The following is a 17,535-nucleotide window of genomic DNA, read 5'->3' as shown; positions in this document are numbered from 1 at the left end:
GCGTCGAGACTATGAATAGCCTCATTCAACGAGCGGGAGCGCCATGATCACATTTGACGATGTCGTGAAGGTCTACCCCGGCGGCAGCACGGCCGTGGATCACCTCTCGCTCGAGTTGCCGACCGGGCGGACGACGGTCTTCGTGGGGCCCTCGGGCTGCGGGAAGACCACCTCACTACGGATGATCAACCGGATGATCAGCCCGACCTCGGGGCGGATCCTCATCGACGGCAAGGACGTCGCGGGGCAGGACGAGGCGGTGCTGCGCCGCGGCATCGGCTACGTCATCCAGCACGCGGGGCTCTTCCCGCACCGGACCGTGCTGGACAACGTCGCCACGGTGCCGATGCTGCTCGGCAAGACCCGGCGGGAGGCCCGGGCCGCCGCGCTGGAGCTGCTCGACCGGGTCGGGCTCGCCGCGGAGTTCGCCGGGCGCTACCCGGCCCAGCTCTCCGGCGGCCAGCAGCAGCGGGTCGGCGTGGCCCGGGCGCTCGCCGCCGACCCGCCGGTCATGCTGATGGACGAGCCGTTCAGCGCGGTCGACCCGGTCGTGCGGGAGGGGCTGCACCGCGAGTTCCTGCGCCTGCAGAAGGACCTGGGCAAGACTATTGCGATGGTCACCCACGACATCGACGAGGCGATCAAGCTCGGCGACGTCGTCGCGATCTTCCGGCAGGGCGGGGTGCTCGCCCAGGTCGGCACCCCGCAGGAGCTGCTCACCCAGCCGGCCGACGAGTTCGTGGCCGAGTTCGTCGGGCGCGATCGCGGACTGCGGAGCCTCTCCTTCGAGTCGGCGGCCGGCCTGCCGGTACGCCCGGTCGCCGAGGCCCCCGAGGTGCTCCTCGACGACGCCGGCCGCCCGCAAGACGCCGCGACCTTCACCCAGGAGGACTCGCTGCGGCTGGTCACCGACCTGACGATCACCTCGCCCACCGGGATCGCGGTGCGGGTCGGGCCGGACGGGAAGGCCGACGGTATCGTCTCGCACCACGACATCGCCGACCACATCGCCCGGATAAAGGGCCAGAAATGACGACTTATCTCTCCAACAACTGGGACACCGTGCTGGCCGCGCTCGAGCAGCACATCTGGCTCGCGCTGCTGCCGGTGGTCATCGGCTTCGTGGTGGCGCTGCCGATCGGCTACCTCGGCGTCCGGTTCCCGTGGCTCTACCACCCGCTGGTCAACGTGTGCGGGGTGCTCTACTCCATCCCGTCGCTGGCGCTGTTCGTGTTCCTGCCGGTCCTGCTGGGCACCAAGATCCTGTCGCCGCTGAACATCGTGGTCGCGCTGATCATCTACACGGTGGCGCTGCTCGCCCGTACGGTCGCGGATGGTTTGAAAGCAGTTGATCCGCTCGTGGTGCAGTCGGCCACGGCGATGGGCTACCGGCGGTTCCGCCGGCTGACCGACGTGGAGCTGCCGGTCGCGCTGCCGGTCATCCTGGCCGGCCTGCGGGTGGCCACGGTCGCCAACATCAGCCTGGTCAGCGTCGGCGCGCTGATCGGCGTGGGCGGGCTCGGGCAGCTGTTCACCCGCGGCTTCCAGCTGTTCTACGTGGAGCCGATCATCGTCGGCATCGTCCTGTCGGTGCTGCTGGCCGGGCTGGCCGACCTGGTCATCGTGCTGCTCGGCCGGCTGATCACACCGTGGACCCGATTCCAGGGGGCGGCGTCGTGAACCTCTCCTACCTGCTCGACCCGTCGCACTGGGACTTCTCCGACGGCAGCATCCCCACGCTGATCGTGTCCCACCTCTGGTACGTGCTGCTGTCGCTGGTGATCGGCACCGCCATCGCGCTGCCGATCGGGCTGTGGATCGGGCACACCGGCCGCGGCTCGTTCCTGGCCATCAACGCGGGCAACGCCGGCCGCTCGCTGCCCACTCTCGGCCTGTTGATGCTCATGGTCACCCTGCTCGGCCTGGGGCTCACCCCCGTGCTGATCGCGCTGACCGTGCTGGTCATCCCGCCGGTGCTGACCTCCGCGTACGCCGGGATCCGCAATCTCGACCACCGGGTGGTGGATGCCGCGAAGGGCGTCGGCATGCGCCCCTGGCAGGTGCTCACCAAGGTGGAGCTGCCGATGGCCCTGCCGGTGCTGATGAGCGGCTTCCGCAGCGCCGCATTGCAGGTGGTGGCGACCGCGACGGTGGCCGCCGCGGTCGGCCTGAACGGCCTGGGCCGCCTGCTGATCGACGGCCTGGCCGTCAACGACTACTCCCGCGTGCTGGCCGGCGCCATCGTCGTCGCCGTGCTGGCCGTCCTCCTCGACCTGGTTCTCGCGCAGGTCCAGCGCTGGATCGTCTCCCCCGGCCTGTCGAAACGATAGAAAGGCAAAATCCCATGGTGCGTACGCGTCTGGCAGTCGCCCTGATATCCACCCTCGCCCTGACCGCCCTCACCGCCTGCGGAGCCAACAGCGACCCGCTCAGCAACGACAACAAGGGCAGCGGCAGCAGCAACTCGCCGTCCTCGGTCACCGTCGGCTCGGCCAACTTCGCCGAGAGCGAGCTGCTCGCCGAGATCTACTCCCAGGCCCTGGAGGCCAAGGGGGTGCAGGTCAAGCGGCAGTTCAACATCGGCGCCCGCGAGCTCTACCTGAAGGCGCTGCAGGACGGCTCGATCGACCTGCTGCCCGAGTACAACGGCGCCCTGCTCTCCGCCCTCGCCAAGGGCGGCGCCCCCGAGGGCGTCAGCAAGCCGGACGACGTGCTGGCCGCCCTCAAGAAGGTGCTGCCGGCCGGCACCGAGGTCCTCGACCAGTCGGCCGCCGAGGACAAGGACACGCTCACGGTCACCCAGGCCACGGCCACCAAGTACAACCTCAAGACCATCGACGACCTCAAGCCGGTCGCGAACAAGCTGTCGATGGGCGCCGGCCCCGAGTGGCAGGAGCGCTACCAGGGCCTCAAGGGTCTGAAGTCGCTGTACGGCGTGGAGTTCAAGACCTTCAAGCCGCTGGACGCGGGCGGCCCGCTGACGGTCAACGCCCTGATCAAGGGCCAGATCGACGTCGGCAACATCTTCTCCACCGACTCCTCGATCAGCACCAACAAGCTGGTCGTCCTGGACGACCCGCGCAACCTCTTCCTGGCCGAGAACATCCTGCCGCTGATCCGCACCCAGGCGGACAACCCGACGGTCAGCGGCGCCCTCGACGCCGTCTCGGCCAAGCTGACCACCGAGAACCTGACCACCTACCTCGCCAAGGTCCAGGTGGACAAGCAGGACACCAAGGTGGTCGCCAAGGCCTTCCTGACCGACAACGGCCTCGCCTGACCCACCCACTCCCGCCGCCGCCCGAGCCCATGCGGCTCGGGCGGCCCGTTGCGCACAACTGTCTCACCGGGTGGGCCTGATGGTTCAGGTCGCAACCCCGGCCAGTTCCGCCGAGAGCACATTCATCACATCGCCGACCTCATGAGCCTGCTCATAGAGATCGGCCGGCAACGTGCTGAGCGGCCCCAGATGCGCCCGATCCTCCAGATCAGCGCACAAAGCGGCAAACCGATTGGCCCCCAACGTAGCCGACGACCCCTTCAGCCCATGCGCCAGCCGAGCCAGATTGCGCGCGTCGCCGCTCCGCGCCGCCGCCTCCATCTTGCGCAGCACATCCGGCAGCCGATCGGCGAAATTGTGCAGGATCTCGGCGAGCTTGGCGTTGTCCCCGCCGGTGGCCACCGCCATGTCGTCGACCCACGCCCGGATGCTTTCCGCCTCCGTGTCGAAGACCGCCGCCGAGACGTCGGCCTGCGCCGCCGCCCCCGCCAGCACCGCGTCCAATTCCGCCTCGCGAATCGGCTTGGCCAGAAACCCGTCCATCCCCGCCCGCCGGCTCGCCGTCCGGTCGTCGACCATCGCGTTCGCCGTCAATGCGACGATCCGCGGCGACCCATGCGCGGGCGGGTGCGCACGAATCCGCTCCGTGGCCGCCAGCCCGTCCAGCACCGGCATCTGCACATCCATCAACACCAGATCGAAGGGCGTACGGTGCACCGCCGCCACCGCCTCGATACCGTCCGCCGCCAATTCGACCCGATGGCCGCGCCGTTCCAGCAGCAATTGCGCGACGCGTTGATTGACCGGATTGTCCTCGGCGACGAGCACGTGCAGCGACCGCCCCACCGGCGCGGCCGCCTCCACCGTCTCCGGCAGCACCCCCGCCGCGGCGCGAAGCCGGACGGTCACGGTGAAGGTCGAGCCCTGGCCGGGCGTGCTGTCCACCGCGATGCCCCCGCCCATCGCCTCGGCCAGCCGCTGACTGATCACCAGGCCGAGGCCGCTGCCGCCGTAACTGCGCGCCGCCGACGCGTCGACCTGGCTGAACGGCAGGAACAACCGATCGAGGCGGTCGGGCGGGATGCCGATGCCGGTATCCCGTACGGCGAACCGAATGTGACCCGGCGAGGGCGCCGACGTGGTGACCGTGACCGCGCCGTGGTCGGTGAACTTCACCGCGTTGCCGATCAGGTTGACCAGGATCTGCCGGATCCGGCTCTCGTCGCCGGCCACCGTCTCCGGGCAGTCCTCGACGAGGTGGCCGGAGAGGTGCAGCCCCTTGGCGTCGGCGGTGAGCGCGACCAGGTTGACCGCGCGCTGCACGCACGAGCGCAGCCCGAACGGCCGCTCGTCCAGGGTCAGCTCGCCCGCCTCGATCTTGGAGAAGTCCAGGATGTCGTTGATGATCACGAGCAGCGTCTCGCCGCTGGCGTGCACGGTGTCGACCAGCTCCCGCTGCCGGGTGTCGAGGTCGGTGTCGAGCAGCAGGCCGGTCATCCCGATCACGGCGTTCATCGGCGTACGGATCTCGTGGCTCATCGTCGCCAGGAACGCCGACTTGGCCGCCGCGGCCGCCACCGCCTCGTCCCGGGCGGCCAGCATCTCGGTCATCGAGACGTTCACCGCCCTGGCCATCTGAGCCAGTTCCCGCGGCCCGCTCACCTCGGCCCGCGGGCTCAGATCCCCCTCGGCCAGCGCCTGGGCCGCCGCGGTGACCCGCCGGACCGGCGCGGTGATCCGCCGGGTGATCCACCGGCCGCCCAGCGCGACCAGCGCCGCGGTGGCCACCGAGACCCAGACGATCAGCTGGCGGGTGAGCCGGGCGCTGTCGTCGCTGTCGTGCAGCTTCTCGGTCAGGCGATCCTGCTCATGCTTGTGCATCTCGCTGATCAGGGCCTGGGCCTCGGCCAGGTCCGGGTTCACCTGCTTGGGCCGGCCCGCGGCGACGGCCGCCCGGAAGGACGCGACCCGGGCGTCGAGGATCGTGTCGAGCTGGTCGAGGAGCCGCTGGTGCTCGTCGTCGCCGCGACTGTCCGTGCGTACGTGCTGAAGGTCGTCCTCGACCGAGTCGGAGATGTTGCGCAGCGCCTGCACCCATGCCACGTTCCCGGTGTCCCGGTAGTCGCGGGCCGTGCGGTCCAGGCCGTTCACCCGGTCGCCGAGCCGGCCGATCTCGCCGAGCAGCACGTCCGAATGCTGCAGCGGGGCCTGGCCGCGCATCAGGTCGCCGATCCGCACGTACGCGCCGGCGCCGACCACGGCCAGCGCCAGCAGCGCGAGCAGGAACCCGAACGACAGCATCCGGCCGACCGTCCACCAGGCGATCCGCTCACCCCGCTCCCCCATTCCAGCTACTGTAGGTAACGGCGGAGGGGGATGCGGTGACTTCTGTCCTGGTGGTCGACGACGATCCGACGATGCTGGAGATCGTCCGGACCGTGCTCAGCTCGGGCGGCCTCGAGGTGGCCACCAGCAGCACCGGCCGCGACGGCCTGCGCGCCGCGCACGAGCGCCCGCCGGACTGCGCGGTCCTGGACGTGACCATGCCGGACATGACCGGCCTCGAGGTGTGCCGGGCGCTGCGCGACGACGCCGAGACCGCCGACATCCCGATCATCCTGCTCACCGGCCGCGGCCAGTGGCTGGACGTGGCCTCCGGCTTCGACGCCGGCGCCGACGACTACCTGGTCAAACCGTTCACGGCGCAGGACCTGCTCACCCGGGTGGACGCGCTGACCGGGGCAGGCTGACCACCAGGTACGGGGCGCCCTCGGTACTCTCCACGCCGACCGTCCCGCCGTGCCGGCCGATCACCGCCCGGGCCAGCATCAGCGCGGTGGCGTTCCCGCCCGACTCGGAGTAGCTGAACAGCCGGTCGCTGGCCTGCCGGGAGGGCAGCCGCAGCGCGATCCGCCACCGGTCGCCGCGGGTCTCGGCCACCCCGGTGTCGTCGCCGCCCAGCGCCCGGACGGCGGCGACCAGGCGGCGGAAGACCTCGTCGAGCCGGTCCCGGTCGCCGGTCAGCGGCTCCGGCTCGGCCAGCACCACGAAGCCGTGCCCGGCGAGCATCTCCGGCAGGTCGAACGGGGTCTGCGCGAGCGGGACGGAGCCGTTCTCGATCCCGCTGACGGTGGCGATCTCGGCGGTCACCGAGCCGATCCGGCGGACGCCGCGGACGATCAGCTGGATCGCCTCGTCCAGGGCCGGGTCGCCGGTGGTGTCCGGGAGCAGGTCGGCCATCGCGAGACTGGCGGCGAGCGGGGTGCGCAGCTCGTGCAGCATCGCCGAGACCAGCTCGGTCTTGGTGGCGACCAGCTCGGCGAGGGCACGGTTGTGGCTGCGCAGGCTGCCGCGGACCCGGGTCTCGGTGGTCAGGTCGGTGACCACGGCGGCGAGCAGGTCACCGTCGTCGGCGGGCAGGGTGTGCCAGCGGACCTCGACCACCCGGTCGCCGGGCAGGTGACAGCGGCGGCGCCGGCCGGGGTCGCCGAGCCGGGCGGCCCAGAGGCCGGGGGCCCGGCGGAAGGGCTCGCGGGCGGCCACGTGCTCGAGGCGCTCCCCGACCGGGGAGCTGAGGAACGCGTCGAACAGCCCCAGGAACTCGTCGTTGGCCACCACCACGATGTCGTCGGCGGCGAGCAGCACGCCGGTGCCGACACACTGCGCCAGCGCCTCGACGACCCGCGGGACAACGATCACCACTCCAAAGATAGGCACGAACGCCGCCCGGGGTGGCTTGTCCGGCACACCGGCGACGGTCGAAGCTGGGGGCATGCGGGGGCTGCGGGTGGGTGTGGTGGGTGCCGGCATCGGCGGGCTGAGCGCGGCGTTGTCGCTGCTCGCGGCCGGTTTCGACGTACAGGTGTACGAGCAGGCGCGGGCGCTCGGCGAGGTCGGCGCCGGGGTGCAGGTGAGCCCGAACGCGTCGCGGGTGCTGTGCCGGCTCGGGCTGGCCGGCGAGCTGGCGCGTACCGCGGTGCGGCCGCTGGCCCTGCACCAGCGCCGGTGGGACGACGGGCGGACGCTGCTGCGCACGCCGCTCGGCGAGGCGATCGAGGAGCGGTTCGGGTTTCCGCACTACCAGATGCATCGGGCCGATCTGCTCGCCGCGCTGGCCGCGGCCATCCCCGCGGAGCGGATTCACCTGGGACGGCGGCTGGTCGCCATGGAGGACAACGGCGATGGCGTACGGCCGGGTTTCGCCGGCGGCGCCGAACCGGAGCTGGACGTGCTGATCGGCGCGGACGGCATCCACTCCACGGTCCGCGGCCTGCTGTCCGGGCCCGAGCGGCCACGCTTCACCGGCTGCGTCGCCTACCGCGGGCTGATCCCGGCGGAGCGGGTGAGCGACCTGTCGATCGAGGTGACCGCGCAGGTCTGGATGGGTCCCGGCGGCCACTTCGTGCACTACTACGTCAGCGAGGGGCGGCTGCTGAACTTCGTCGCCGTGGTGGAGCGGGACGCCTGGGGCCGCGAGTCGTGGACCGATCGCGGGGACGTCGAGCAGGCGCGGGCCGCGTACGAAGGGTGGCATCCGCAGGTGCGCGGCATCCTGGCGGCGGTCGACGAGACGTTCGTCTGGGCGCTGCTCGACCGGCCGCCGCTCGAGCGCTGGTCGTGCGGCCGGGTGACGCTGCTCGGCGACGCCTGCCATCCGATGCTGCCGTTCCTGGCGCAGGGCTCCGCCCAGGCGATCGAGGACGGCGCGACGCTGGCCGCGTGCCTGGCCGAGGGCGACGATCCGGCCGCGGCGCTGCGCCGGTACGAGCGCCTGCGGCTCCCCCGGACCAGCCGGGTGCAGGCCCTCTCCGCCGACAACAAGATCCGTTTCCACCTGCCGGACGGCCCGGACCAGCGCGCCCGGGACGAGGCGATGGCGGCGGGCGGGACGGACTTCTCGTACCGGGCCATCGAGTGGATCTACGAGCACGACGCGACGGCCCCGGGCCGGGCGTCGCCTCCCGGCCCGTGACTCCCACCCCACCGGCTACTGTTCGCCGCATGGCGGAGGCCCTGGGCACTCTTGGGTTCGGTGTGGTCATGCTCGTGGCCGGCGGGCTGCTGGTGACCGATTTCCGCGGTATGACGAGGTGGTACACGCGGTTCTCCCTCGATTTCGCCCGGCCCCTCACGGGGGCATTTCGCCGCCGCGAGACCCCGGAGAAGCGCGCCGAGCGGATCGCGTACGGCGTGCTCGTCACCCGTATCGTCGGCGGCATCTTCGCCGCGCTCGGCGGTTTCCTGATCTTCATCGGCGTGCCTTGGCTCCTGGGCGCCGTGGCCGTGAAGGTCTGACCCGGTCGCGGGCCGCGAGGAGGGCGGTCGCGGCGAGCAGGCCGGCGAGCCCGACGCCGGCGAACACCGCGGCATAGCCGCCGCCCGAGGACGCGAGCCAGGCCGCGCCGAGCGGGGCGGTGGCCTTGGCGACGGTGACCGGCACGACCATCGCGCCGGCGATCGTGGCGTAGCGGCGCGTGTCGTAGCGCTCGGCGAGAAGTACCGGCTTGGCGATCGTGGCGACGCCGAAGCCGAGCCCGAAGCCGACGACCGCGAGGACCGCGAGGGTGCCGTCCCGGCCGACCAGCGGAAGGAGGGCGGCCGCGAGGCCCTGCAGCGCGAAGATCGCCGCCACCACCGGGATCGTGCGGTAGCGGCGTTGCAGGCCGGTGGTGACCAGCCGGCCGGTGACCGACAGGACGCCGAAGAGCCCGGCGGTCGTCGCGGCGAACGTGGCCGGGTGGCCCCAGCCGATCAGCGCGGCGACCAGGTGCACGGTGACCACGGCGACCGCCGCGGTGTTCGCGGTGAAGGCGACGGTGAGCAGCCAGAAGGCCCGATCGGTGAAGACCTCCCGCAGCGGCGTCGCCGGCCGCGGCGACCGCACCGGGGGCGACGGGGCGGGCCGGAGGACGACCGCGTGCAGCGGCACGGTGAGGCCGGCCTGAATGGTGGCGAGCAGGAGCAGCGCGGTGCGCCACCCGTACGCGTGGACGAGCCATCCGGTCAACGGCAGGAAGACGGTGCTGGCGAAGCCGGCGACCACGGTCAGCGTCAGCAGGGCGGCCGGGCGCCGCCGTGGCGGGCACCCGGCGATGATCACCGCGAACGCGGCCTCGTACAGGCTGGCGGCCGCGGCGGCGCCGATGCCGATCTCCACCAGGTAGAGCTGCCAGAGCGCATGCACCTGCGACCAGGCCGCCAACAGGATCGCCCCGAGCAGCGATCCCCCGGTCATCAGCGCCCGGCCGCCGTGCCGGTCGAGCCATCGGCCCACCGGCACGGCGAGCGCGGCGGAGGTCAGTACCGAGGCGGTGAAGGCCCCGGTGATCGCGCCGGTGGAGGCGTGCAGGCCGGCGGCCATCGGGACCAGGAAGACGGCGAACGCGTAGTAGAGGGTGCCGTAGCCGACGGTCTGCGTGATCGCGAGCGCGCGGACGGTGGCCCGCGCCCGCTCGGATTCGCCGCTCAGGAGCAGCAGCTTCCGCCCGCGCCGACGGCGTCGGCGGCGAGCACCGGGTCGCTGGTGCAGACGCCGGTCTCGGGCAGGTCGAGCCGCACGTCGCGGGCCGCGGTCCAGTCACCGTCCAACGCCGCCACCACCGATCGGGCCTGCTCGTAACCGGTCGCGAGCAGGAACGTCGGAGCCCGGCCGTACGACTTCGCCCCGATGGCGTAGTAGCCGGGCTCGGGCTGGGTCAGCTCGTCGACGCCGTGCGGCGGGACGGTGCCGCAGGAGTGCTCGTTGGGGTCGATCAGCGGCGCCAGCGCCCGCGTCGCACCCATGATCGGGTCGAGGTCGAGCCGTAGTTCGGAGACGATGCCGTGGTCGGGCCGGAAGCCGGTCGCCGACACGATCCGGTCCACGACCACGCCGCGGCTGCCGTCGGAGACCTCGACGCCGCCGTCGCCCGCGGTGAGGCGCTGGACGCCGAAGCCGGTGAGCAGGGTGATCGCGCCGGATTCGACGTGCTCGCGCAGCCGGCTGCCGAGCGCGCCGCGAGCGGGCAGCGCGTCGTCCGCCTCGCCGCCGTAGGTGCGGAACGGCGTACCGGAGCGGATCGCCCACATGACCGAGGTGCCCGGCAGTTCCGTGAGCGACAGCAGCGTGTTGGCGGCCGAGTGCCCGGCCCCGACGACCAGGACGCGGCGACCGGCGAACTGGTCGCGGTCGCGGCCCAAGACGTCCGGAAGAGCCTTGCCGACGTACGCCCGGGCAGCCTCCTCGCCGTGCGCGGGGATGCCGGCGGCACCCAGCACGTTCGGCGTGCCCCAGGTGCCCGACGCGTCGATCACCGCCCGGGCCGGCACGTCCTCGCCGGATTCCAGCCGGATCAGGAACGGGGTGTCTTCCCGGCCGGCGGTGCGCAGCCGGTCGAGTCCGGCCCGGGTGATCGCGGCGACGCGGGCGCCGTAGCGGACGTGCGGCCGGAGGACGGGCAGGTCGGCGAGAGGCTGGAGGTAATCGCCGGCGAGTTCGGCGCCGGTGGGCAGCCGGTCGTCGTCGGGGCGGGCCCAGCCGGCGTCGGCGAGCAGCTTCGCGGCGGCGGCGTCGATGGTGTAGCGCCACGGCGAGAACAGCCGGACGTGCCCCCACTCCCGGACGGCGGTTGCGGCCCGCTCGCCGGCCTCCAGGACGACGAACGGCAGGCCGCGCTCGGCAAGGTGCGCGGCGGCGGCCAGACCGACCGGCCCGCCTCCGATCACGGCAATGGGCAGGATGGACATGGGTAGCTCCCGGATCAGTCGATGAATGGGCTGCGGCGCTCGATGAACACGACGTCGCGCCAGCGGTTGCCCTGGGCGAGATGCCGGCCGACCCGCTCGCGGACGCCGACGGTGCGGAACCCGGCGGCGCGGTGCAGGGCGAGGCTGGCCGCGTTCTCGGGGAAGACGCCGGACTGGATCGTCCAGATGCCGGCCTTCTCGGTGGACTCGATCAGCGCGTCGAGCAGCGCCCGGCCGATCCCGCGCCCCCGGGCCGCGGGATCGACGTAGACGGAATGCTCGACGACGCCGGCGTAGACGGGCCGCGCGGAGACGGCCGAGATGGCGACCCAGCCCAGCACGGTGCCGTGCTCGCCGACGGCGACGTACCGGTGCTCGGGCAGTTTGCTCGCGTCGAAGGCCGCCCAGGCGGGCGCGGTGTGCTCGAAGCTGGCGTTGCCGCCGTCCATGCCGGCCTGGTAGATGGACAGGACCGCGGGCGCGTCGGCGGCGGTCATCGGCCGGATCGTCACGTCGCTCATGCGCAGGCCCCGGTCGCGGTCGGCGCGGGGCGACCCAGGACCACGTCGGCGGCCGACGGGAAGCAGGCGACGCAGTTCGTGTTGATCCGGTAGTGCCGGGCGTTGCCGACCGCCTCGACCAGCACGAACCGCACCTCGGTGAGGATCTTCAGGTGCTGCGAGACGGTGGACTGCGCCAGCCCCGCGGCGGCGACGATCTCGCCGACCGGCATCGGCCGCCCCTGCCGCGCGAGGTATTCCACGATCTGCACCCGCGACGGGTCGGCGAGCGCCCGGAACCACGACGCGTACGTCTCCGCTGTCGTCCGGTCGAGCAGGTCGGCCATGTTTCACCATCTTCATCGTCTATCGCCGATTAACGATGAAAGTCTACCGCTCGCCGGCCGGGCCGGCGACCACGAGACGGCACACCGCGGCCAGGTCATCCGCAGCAGCCCTGACCGGCGGCGACCGCGGTGGATCTGGCCGAGCTGCCACAGCAGGAGTTCTCTGCCTTGGCCTCGGCCGGCGTGCCGCAGCAGGGCGCCTCGGCCACGGGCTCCGGAACCCCGCGGGTGGCCTGAGGCGAGTTGCCGCAGCAGCCGTTGCCAGGGCCGCTACGGCCCGCGGTGTCGGTGTCGGTGTCGCTCATGTCAAGCCTCCTGGTTTCGATAACTGTCGAGTTCGATGACTGTCGAAACCACAGTTGCACGCGGATTCGATACATGTCAAGCTCGACGCATGTCGAAACCAGCCGCATCCAACCTGCTCGACTCGGCGGTGCCGTGCTGCCCGCCGATGGCGCAGCAGCGGGTCGGCGCCGCCGCGGCGACCGAGCTGGCGGTGGCCTTCAAGGCGCTCGGCGACCCGGTCCGGCTGCAACTGATGTCGATGATCGCGTCGGCGCCCGGCGGGGAGATCTGCGTGTGCGATCTGACGCCGTCGTTCGAGGTGTCCGGCTCGACGATCTCGCACCACCTCAAGACCCTGCGCGAGGCCGGCCTGGTCGACGCCGAGCGCCGCGCGAGCTGGGTCTACTACCGACCCCGGCCGGCCCTGATGCGCCAGCTCGCGACCCTGCTCACGCCCGCCGGGGACGACTTGACGCCGAGCTAGAAGGTCAGTAGAAATTGACTCAATGAATGCTGAGTCTTCGGCGCTGCGCGCGCGGGCCCGCGTGCACGCGGCGCTCGGCGATCCCGCCCGGCTGGCGATCGTCGACACCCTGACCGTCGGCGACGCCTCCCCCGGCGAGATCGGCGCCGATCTGGGCATGCCGACCAACCTGGTGGCGCACCATGTGAAGGTGCTTGAGGAGGCCGGGCTGATCGTGCGCACCCGCTCCGAGGGCGACCGCCGTCGGACGTATCTGCGGCTGGAACCGCGCGCTCTCGCGGCGCTGACCCCGCCGCGCCTGGCCGGCGCCGAGCGGGTGGTCTTCGTCTGCACCCACAACTCGGCCCGCTCGCAACTGGCCGCCGCGCTGTGGCGCGACCGGGTCGGCGGGCCGGTGGCCTCGGCCGGCACGAACCCGGCGGCGCGCGTGCATCCCCGGGCGGTACGGGTGGCCCACCGGCACGGCCTGCCGCTGGATCCGGCCGGCACCGCGCACGTCTCCGCGGTGGTGCACGACGGTGACCTGGTCATCGCCGTCTGCGACACCGCACACGAGGAGCTGACCGCGGCGGCCCGGCCCCGGCTGCACTGGTCGGTGCGCGACCCGGTGCGCGTCGGCACCGACGAGGCCTTCGAGACGGCGTACGCCGATCTGGCCGGTCGCATCGATCGGCTGGCGCCGGTCCTCGAAGCCTGACCACCTCACCGACCGGAGTTCCTCGTCATGCACCTGATCTCGCTGCGGCGGCGCTTGCTGGCCGAGTTCCTGGGTACCGCGCTGCTGGTCACCGCCGTGGTCGGCTCCGGCATCATGGCCAGCACGCTGTCCCCGCACGACGTGGGCCTGCAGTTGCTGGAGAACTCGGTGGCGACCGCGTTCGCTCTCGGCGCGTTGATCCTGACCTTCGGCCCGGTCTCCGGCGCGCATTTCAACCCGGTGGTCTCGGCCGCCGACTGGTTCCTGGGCCGCCGGACGCGGAGCGGCCTGAGCGCGACCGAGCTGGCCGGCTACACGGTGGCCCAGGTCGTGGGCGCGATCGGCGGCTCGGTCCTGGCGAACCTGATGTTCGGCCTCGACGCGGTGACCATCTCGCACAGGCAGCGATCGGCCGGCCACCTCCGGCTCGGCGAGGTCGTCGCCACCGCCGGCCTGCTCCTGCTGATCTTCGCGCTGGCCCGGTCCGGCCGGGCGGCCGCCGCGCCCGCCGCGGTGGGCGCGTACATCGGCGCGGCGTACTGGTTCACCTCGTCGACCAGCTTCGCCAACCCGGCGGTCACCGTCGGCCGCGCCTTCACCGACACCTTCGCCGGCATCGCCCCCGCCTCGGTCCCCGGGTTCGTCCTGGCCCAGGCGGCCGGCCTGCTCGCCGGCACCGGGCTGCTGCTCGCCCTGTATCCGCACGTCGGCAGCGCCGCCGACGACGTCGTCATGGCACCCGAGGAGATCCGATGAGCGACAAGCCCAGCGTCCTGTTCGTCTGCGTGCACAACGCCGGCCGCTCCCAGATGGCCGCCGGCTGGCTGCGCCACCTGGCCGGCGACGCGGTCGAGGTGCGCTCGGCCGGCTCCGAGCCCGCCGACCGGATCAACCCGGCCGCCGTCGCGGCGATGCGCGAGGCCGGCATCGACATCACCGCCGAGACCCCGAAGAAGCTGGCGTACGAGACGGCCCAGGACTCCGACGTCATCATCACCATGGGCTGCGGCGACGCCTGCCCGGTCTTCCCCGGCAAGCGCTACGAGGACTGGCAGCTCGACGACCCGGCCGGCCAGGATGTCGAGGCCGTCCGCCCGATCCGCGACGAGATCAGGCGGCGGATCGAGGCGCTGCTGGCCGATCTGCTTCCGCCTCGGTAGCCGGGGCCCGGTTGCGGCGCAGCGCCCGCCAGGTCAGCGGCAGCGCCACGGCGGCGGGCAGCAGCCAGTACGTCAGGTGCGGCAGCCGGTCCCAGAGCGGCAACTGCGGGCCGTTGTCGACGTAGAAGCCGGTGAACAACGCCGCGTACGAGCCGGCCATCGCGCCGCCGTGCCGGGTCAGCCACCCGTCCCGCCCCCGGCGACGGGCCGCCCGGCCGAACCAGGCCAGTCCGGCCGCCACGCAGGCGATCAGGAACAGCCGCCAGTCCTCCCGCCAGCGCAGGGTGGCCAGCACGCTCGCCGTCAAGAACACCGCCGAGATCGCGGAGAGATACACCGCGCCGGCCCGTGGATGGCGCCCCGGCCGCTTCCGGGCGGTCGCCGCGAGGGCGCCGGACACCACCGCGGCGCCGCCGGCGAGCACATGCACCGCGAGCACGGCGAGGAAAAGGGGGCCGGCGTCGGGAAGGTGGAGATCCATGGCAACCACGACCATATGTAGGTTAGCTACCTAACGCGCCGAGAGTAGCATACCTACCTATGGAGGGACGCGGATGAAGGCCGAGGCGCAGGCACTCAAGGGCCACCTGGACGCGTTGCTGCTCGCCACCCTCGAGGACGGGCCGCGGCACGGCTACGCGATCAAGGAAGCGCTCCGGGACGGCAGCGGCGGCCGGTTCGACCTGCCCACCGGTACCGTCTACCCGGCGCTGCACCGGCTGGCGGCGGCCGGCCTGATCAGCGGCTCCTGGTCGCAGGCCGACGGCCGCCGGCGCCGCAGTTACCGGCTGACCCCGGCCGGCCGGCGCCGGCTGGCCGGCGACCGGGCCAGCTGGCTGGAGTTCTCCACCACCGTCACCGCCCTCCTGGAGGGTGCACCATGGCCGGCCACGACCTGATCGACGACTACCTCGCGCGCCTCGCCCGGCACCTGCCGGCCGACGCGGTGGCCGAGCTCGCCGACGGGCTGGCCGAGACCTACGACCGGCAGCTGAGCGCCGGCCTGGCCAAGGACGCCGCGGCCACCGCGGCGATCGCCGAGTTCGGCGCACCCGAGGTGGTGCTGGCCGCCTTCGTGCGGCAGTCGCCCGGCCGCCGCACGGCGCTGATCCTGCTGGCCTGCGGCCCGGTCGTCGGAGCGTGCTGGGCGACACTGCTGATCAGCGAGCACGCGTGGACCTGGCCGGTGCCGGCCGGGCTGCGGCTCGCCTTCGGCCTGGCGCTGGTCGCGGTAGTCGCCGCGCTGGCGTACGCGGCGACCGCCCGCACCGCCTACCGCCGGACCAGGGCGAGCGCGCCCGGCTGCCTCGTGCTGCTGCTGCTCGACGCCGGCCTGCTGGCCACCGCGGCGACGACGGTCCCGGCGCTGCGGTGGCCGTTCGCACTGGCGGCGGCGGCCAGCCTCACCCGGATGACGCTGACCGCCCGAGCCCTGCCGCGCCTGTTCGGGTGAGGCGTCAGGCGTCGCCGCGGTGGCGGCCCATCACCTCGTACAGCCGCGGATTTTTGGTCTTGAGGACCAGGGCCGAGACCACGCCGACCACCGCGGCCACGATGATCAGGGACGGGAGCAGCCAGCTCAGGGCGCTGCCCGGCTTGCTGATCAGCAGGCCGAACTGGGAGGCCGCGTAGATCGCCACCGCGGCCGTGGCGATGCCGCCGGCCAGGGGGGCGATGAGCGTGCGCCAGCGGTTGCCGTCCAGGCCGGGGTGGCGCAGGAAGAACGCGACCACCGCGAACGACGCGAGGGCCATCAGGATGATCACCGCCAGCGTGCCCAGCTGGGTGAGCCAGGTGAACAGGGCCAGCACCGGGTCCTGCTTGGTGATGGCGAAGACGGCGAAGACGACCAGGGCCAGGACCGTCTGGCTCACCGAGCCGGCGTGCGGGCTCAGATGCACCTGGTGGGTGCGGCCCAGGCGCTCCGGGACCAGGCCCTCGCGGCCCAGCGCGAACAGGTAGCGCGCGACCGCGTTGTGGAAGGCGAGCAGGGCCGCGAAGACGCTGGTGGCGAAGAGCAGGGTCATGATCGTGGTGAGGGTGCCGCCGAGGTAGGTGTCGGAGAGGGCGAACAGGAAGCCGGTCGGGTCGGGCTTGAGGCCGCCGAGGTAGTCGACCAGGCCGTCGGGGCCCTGGCCGTTGACCATCAGCCAGGTGGTGACGGTGTAGAACAGGCCGATCGTCAGGACGGCGACGTAGGTGGCCCGGGGCACCGTGCGGCGCGGGTCCTTCGCCTCCTCGCTGTAGATCGTGGTGGCCTCGAAGCCGATGAAGCTGGCCGCGTTGAACAGCAGCGCGATGGCGACCGAGCCGGAGGCGAAGGCCTTCCAGGTGAACGGTTCGAGGGTCAGCGGGGCGCCGCCGCCCTTGCCGCCCTTGGCCGCGATCGCCACGTCGAGGATCAGCACGACCAGGAACTCGGCGAGCACCAGCACGGAGAGCACCTTGACCGACAGGTCGACCTGGCGGTAGCCGAGCACGGCGATCACCGCCATCGCCACCAGCACGCACCCCCACCAGGGCACGTTCCAGCCGAACTGGGAGTTCAGGAAGCCGGACGCGGCCGAGCCGAACAGCCCGTACAGGCCGATCTGCATGGCGTTGTAGCCGAGCAGCGCGATCCAGGCCGCGGCGCCGCCGGCCGGTTGGCGCAGGCCGCGGGTGACGTAGCTGTAGAAGGCGCCGGTGCTGGTGTGGTGCCGGGCCATCGCGGTGTACCCGACCGAAAAGATCAAGAGCAGGACACTGACCACGACGTACGCGGCGGGGATGCCGCTGCCGTTGCCGAGCAGCATGGCGACCGGCGCACCACCGGCCATCGCGGTGAGCGGCGCGGCCGCGGAGATGACGAAGAAGGAGATGGCGAGCACGCCCAGGCTGCCCCGGCGCAGCTGGTGCGCCTCCTGCCGTTCGGTGCTCGACTGCTCGGCTTGGCTCATGCGGGCCGTCCTTTGTCGAGGCGGGCATCGTTCGTATACGAACGTTTGGATGCGAACCATAGGGCCATCGGGCCCCCTTGCGCCAGACCTTCGTCGCCCATATCGTTTGGGTCCGAAC

At 72.3% G+C, this 17,535-nt stretch carries 22 protein-coding genes; 13 read left to right on the top strand and 9 right to left on the bottom strand.

All coding sequences use genetic code 11. From position 1 onward, the window contains the following. Positions 1-43 precede the first annotated feature (43 nt). Genes IH26_RS0117500 through IH26_RS0117485 form a run of 4 tightly spaced genes read left to right on the top strand, consistent with a single transcriptional unit; the run spans position 44 to position 3,280 of the window. Positions 44-1,033 carry an ABC transporter ATP-binding protein gene (locus tag IH26_RS0117500; RefSeq protein ID WP_030437269.1) on the top strand — a complete coding sequence of 330 codons (990 nt, stop codon included), beginning with the start codon at positions 44-46 and terminating at the stop codon, positions 1,031-1,033. Next, positions 1,030-1,680, top strand: coding sequence for an ABC transporter permease (locus IH26_RS0117495; RefSeq protein ID WP_030437268.1), 651 nt, complete (start codon positions 1,030-1,032; stop codon positions 1,678-1,680). The genes IH26_RS0117500 and IH26_RS0117495 overlap by 4 nt, the downstream gene beginning before the upstream one ends. Further along, positions 1,677-2,330: an ABC transporter permease gene (locus tag IH26_RS0117490; protein WP_030437267.1), complete on the top strand. Its 654-nt coding sequence runs from the start codon at positions 1,677-1,679 to the stop codon at positions 2,328-2,330. Before IH26_RS0117495 ends, IH26_RS0117490 begins: the two co-directional genes overlap by 4 nt. 17 nt (positions 2,331-2,347) lie before the next feature. Continuing rightward, complete coding sequence (locus tag IH26_RS0117485) at positions 2,348-3,280, top strand: ABC transporter substrate-binding protein (RefSeq protein ID WP_425394384.1); 933 nt, start codon at positions 2,348-2,350, stop codon at positions 3,278-3,280. A gap of 84 nt (positions 3,281-3,364) precedes the next feature. On the opposite strand, the gene IH26_RS0117480 is transcribed toward IH26_RS0117485, so the two are convergent. Continuing rightward, positions 3,365-5,626, bottom strand: coding sequence for an ATP-binding protein (locus IH26_RS0117480; protein WP_030437265.1), 2,262 nt, complete (start codon positions 5,624-5,626; stop codon positions 3,365-3,367). Between the two features lie 35 nt (positions 5,627-5,661). Here IH26_RS0117480 and IH26_RS0117475 point away from each other — a divergent pair, with 35 nt between their 5' ends. Further along, positions 5,662-6,030, top strand: coding sequence for a response regulator transcription factor (locus IH26_RS0117475; protein WP_030437264.1), 369 nt, complete (start codon positions 5,662-5,664; stop codon positions 6,028-6,030). Here IH26_RS0117475 and IH26_RS57945 read toward each other — a convergent pair. Continuing rightward, positions 5,996-6,979, bottom strand: coding sequence for a sensor histidine kinase (locus tag IH26_RS57945; RefSeq protein ID WP_245665256.1), 984 nt, complete (start codon positions 6,977-6,979; stop codon positions 5,996-5,998). The two genes, IH26_RS0117475 and IH26_RS57945, sit on opposite strands and share 35 nt — an antisense overlap. Positions 6,980-7,052: 73 nt before the next feature. Between IH26_RS57945 and IH26_RS0117465 the strand changes: the two genes are divergently transcribed. Both IH26_RS0117465 and IH26_RS0117460 read left to right on the top strand, forming a co-directional pair. Beyond that, positions 7,053-8,252: an FAD-dependent monooxygenase gene (locus IH26_RS0117465; protein ID WP_030437262.1), complete on the top strand. Its 1,200-nt coding sequence runs from the start codon at positions 7,053-7,055 to the stop codon at positions 8,250-8,252. A 29-nt stretch (positions 8,253-8,281) separates the two neighbouring features. Continuing rightward, positions 8,282-8,575 (top strand): hypothetical protein, encoded by a 294-nt coding sequence (locus tag IH26_RS0117460; RefSeq protein ID WP_030437261.1) that lies wholly within the window; start codon positions 8,282-8,284, stop codon positions 8,573-8,575. Here the strand turns inward: IH26_RS0117460 and IH26_RS0117455 are convergent. The 5 genes from IH26_RS0117455 to IH26_RS57940 all read right to left on the bottom strand — a co-directional run bounded on the left by IH26_RS0117455 (position 8,529) and on the right by IH26_RS57940 (position 12,157). Then, positions 8,529-9,701: an MFS transporter gene (locus IH26_RS0117455; RefSeq protein WP_281179751.1), complete on the bottom strand. Its 1,173-nt coding sequence runs from the start codon at positions 9,699-9,701 to the stop codon at positions 8,529-8,531. The two genes, IH26_RS0117460 and IH26_RS0117455, sit on opposite strands and share 47 nt — an antisense overlap. 44 nt (positions 9,702-9,745) lie before the next feature. After that, positions 9,746-11,005, bottom strand: a complete 1,260-nt coding sequence (locus tag IH26_RS0117450) for an FAD-dependent oxidoreductase (RefSeq protein ID WP_034215469.1) — start codon at positions 11,003-11,005, stop codon at positions 9,746-9,748. Positions 11,006-11,019: 14 nt separating this feature from the next. Next, positions 11,020-11,526 (bottom strand): GNAT family N-acetyltransferase, encoded by a 507-nt coding sequence (locus IH26_RS0117445; protein ID WP_030437258.1) that lies wholly within the window; start codon positions 11,524-11,526, stop codon positions 11,020-11,022. Next, positions 11,523-11,852: an ArsR/SmtB family transcription factor gene (locus IH26_RS0117440; protein ID WP_030437257.1), complete on the bottom strand. Its 330-nt coding sequence runs from the start codon at positions 11,850-11,852 to the stop codon at positions 11,523-11,525. The genes IH26_RS0117445 and IH26_RS0117440 overlap by 4 nt, the downstream gene beginning before the upstream one ends. Before the next feature lie 95 nt (positions 11,853-11,947). Next, the gene (locus tag IH26_RS57940; RefSeq protein ID WP_084598880.1) at positions 11,948-12,157 is read right to left on the bottom strand and encodes a hypothetical protein; all 210 of its coding nucleotides are present in this window, start codon (positions 12,155-12,157) and stop codon (positions 11,948-11,950) included. An 89-nt stretch (positions 12,158-12,246) separates the two neighbouring features. Between IH26_RS57940 and IH26_RS0117430 the strand changes: the two genes are divergently transcribed. From IH26_RS0117430 to IH26_RS0117415, 4 genes are read left to right on the top strand one after another with little or no spacing between them, the layout of a single operon-like run. Continuing rightward, positions 12,247-12,621 carry an ArsR/SmtB family transcription factor gene (locus tag IH26_RS0117430; protein WP_051808225.1) on the top strand — a complete coding sequence of 125 codons (375 nt, stop codon included), beginning with the start codon at positions 12,247-12,249 and terminating at the stop codon, positions 12,619-12,621. A 22-nt stretch (positions 12,622-12,643) separates the two neighbouring features. Beyond that, the gene (locus tag IH26_RS0117425) at positions 12,644-13,318 is read left to right on the top strand and encodes an arsenate reductase/protein-tyrosine-phosphatase family protein (protein ID WP_030437255.1); all 675 of its coding nucleotides are present in this window, start codon (positions 12,644-12,646) and stop codon (positions 13,316-13,318) included. Between the two features lie 27 nt (positions 13,319-13,345). Next, on the top strand, positions 13,346-14,074 hold the full coding sequence (locus tag IH26_RS0117420) for an aquaporin (protein WP_030437254.1): 729 nt from the start codon (positions 13,346-13,348) through the stop codon (positions 14,072-14,074). Then, positions 14,071-14,478 carry an arsenate reductase ArsC gene (locus IH26_RS0117415; RefSeq protein WP_030437253.1) on the top strand — a complete coding sequence of 136 codons (408 nt, stop codon included), beginning with the start codon at positions 14,071-14,073 and terminating at the stop codon, positions 14,476-14,478. The genes IH26_RS0117420 and IH26_RS0117415 overlap by 4 nt, the downstream gene beginning before the upstream one ends. Here the strand turns inward: IH26_RS0117415 and IH26_RS0117410 are convergent. Then, positions 14,429-14,959 (bottom strand): hypothetical protein, encoded by a 531-nt coding sequence (locus IH26_RS0117410; RefSeq protein WP_030437252.1) that lies wholly within the window; start codon positions 14,957-14,959, stop codon positions 14,429-14,431. The two genes, IH26_RS0117415 and IH26_RS0117410, sit on opposite strands and share 50 nt — an antisense overlap. A gap of 73 nt (positions 14,960-15,032) precedes the next feature. Between IH26_RS0117410 and IH26_RS0117405 the strand changes: the two genes are divergently transcribed. Both IH26_RS0117405 and IH26_RS0117400 read left to right on the top strand, forming a co-directional pair. After that, positions 15,033-15,377, top strand: a complete 345-nt coding sequence (locus IH26_RS0117405; protein WP_030437251.1) for a PadR family transcriptional regulator — start codon at positions 15,033-15,035, stop codon at positions 15,375-15,377. Beyond that, the gene (locus IH26_RS0117400) at positions 15,359-15,931 is read left to right on the top strand and encodes an HAAS signaling domain-containing protein (protein WP_030437250.1); all 573 of its coding nucleotides are present in this window, start codon (positions 15,359-15,361) and stop codon (positions 15,929-15,931) included. The genes IH26_RS0117405 and IH26_RS0117400 overlap by 19 nt, the downstream gene beginning before the upstream one ends. A gap of 4 nt (positions 15,932-15,935) precedes the next feature. Here IH26_RS0117400 and IH26_RS0117395 read toward each other — a convergent pair whose 3' ends face one another. After that, positions 15,936-17,417, bottom strand: a complete 1,482-nt coding sequence (locus tag IH26_RS0117395; RefSeq protein ID WP_030437249.1) for an APC family permease — start codon at positions 17,415-17,417, stop codon at positions 15,936-15,938. Positions 17,418-17,535: the final 118 nt, after the last annotated feature.

This window comes from Actinoplanes subtropicus (genome assembly GCF_000721705.1).
Taxonomy (GTDB): Bacteria; Actinomycetota; Actinomycetes; order Mycobacteriales; family Micromonosporaceae; genus Actinoplanes; species Actinoplanes subtropicus.
This window is presented reverse-complemented; position numbering and strand designations above follow the sequence as displayed.

What these genes read in the sequence shown, in the direction of transcription:
- IH26_RS0117400 (WP_030437250.1), top strand. Translation starts at nt 15,359, where the DNA reads ATGGCCGGCCACGACCTGATCGACGACTACCTCGCGCGCCTCGCCCGG.
- IH26_RS0117395 (WP_030437249.1), bottom strand. Translation starts at nt 17,417, where the DNA reads ATGAGCCAAGCCGAGCAGTCGAGCACCGAACGGCAGGAGGCGCACCAG.
- IH26_RS0117450 (WP_034215469.1), bottom strand. Translation starts at nt 11,005, where the DNA reads ATGTCCATCCTGCCCATTGCCGTGATCGGAGGCGGGCCGGTCGGTCTG.
- IH26_RS0117460 (WP_030437261.1), top strand. Translation starts at nt 8,282, where the DNA reads ATGGCGGAGGCCCTGGGCACTCTTGGGTTCGGTGTGGTCATGCTCGTG.
- IH26_RS0117495 (WP_030437268.1), top strand. Translation starts at nt 1,030, where the DNA reads ATGACGACTTATCTCTCCAACAACTGGGACACCGTGCTGGCCGCGCTC.
- IH26_RS0117500 (WP_030437269.1), top strand. Translation starts at nt 44, where the DNA reads ATGATCACATTTGACGATGTCGTGAAGGTCTACCCCGGCGGCAGCACG.
- IH26_RS0117405 (WP_030437251.1), top strand. Translation starts at nt 15,033, where the DNA reads ATGAAGGCCGAGGCGCAGGCACTCAAGGGCCACCTGGACGCGTTGCTG.
- IH26_RS0117465 (WP_030437262.1), top strand. Translation starts at nt 7,053, where the DNA reads ATGCGGGGGCTGCGGGTGGGTGTGGTGGGTGCCGGCATCGGCGGGCTG.
- IH26_RS0117430 (WP_051808225.1), top strand. Translation starts at nt 12,247, where the DNA reads ATGTCGAAACCAGCCGCATCCAACCTGCTCGACTCGGCGGTGCCGTGC.
- IH26_RS0117480 (WP_030437265.1), bottom strand. Translation starts at nt 5,626, where the DNA reads ATGGGGGAGCGGGGTGAGCGGATCGCCTGGTGGACGGTCGGCCGGATG.
- IH26_RS0117410 (WP_030437252.1), bottom strand. Translation starts at nt 14,959, where the DNA reads ATGGATCTCCACCTTCCCGACGCCGGCCCCCTTTTCCTCGCCGTGCTC.
- IH26_RS0117420 (WP_030437254.1), top strand. Translation starts at nt 13,346, where the DNA reads ATGCACCTGATCTCGCTGCGGCGGCGCTTGCTGGCCGAGTTCCTGGGT.
- IH26_RS57940 (WP_084598880.1), bottom strand. Translation starts at nt 12,157, where the DNA reads ATGAGCGACACCGACACCGACACCGCGGGCCGTAGCGGCCCTGGCAAC.
- IH26_RS0117440 (WP_030437257.1), bottom strand. Translation starts at nt 11,852, where the DNA reads ATGGCCGACCTGCTCGACCGGACGACAGCGGAGACGTACGCGTCGTGG.
- IH26_RS0117445 (WP_030437258.1), bottom strand. Translation starts at nt 11,526, where the DNA reads ATGAGCGACGTGACGATCCGGCCGATGACCGCCGCCGACGCGCCCGCG.
- IH26_RS0117425 (WP_030437255.1), top strand. Translation starts at nt 12,644, where the DNA reads ATGAATGCTGAGTCTTCGGCGCTGCGCGCGCGGGCCCGCGTGCACGCG.
- IH26_RS0117415 (WP_030437253.1), top strand. Translation starts at nt 14,071, where the DNA reads ATGAGCGACAAGCCCAGCGTCCTGTTCGTCTGCGTGCACAACGCCGGC.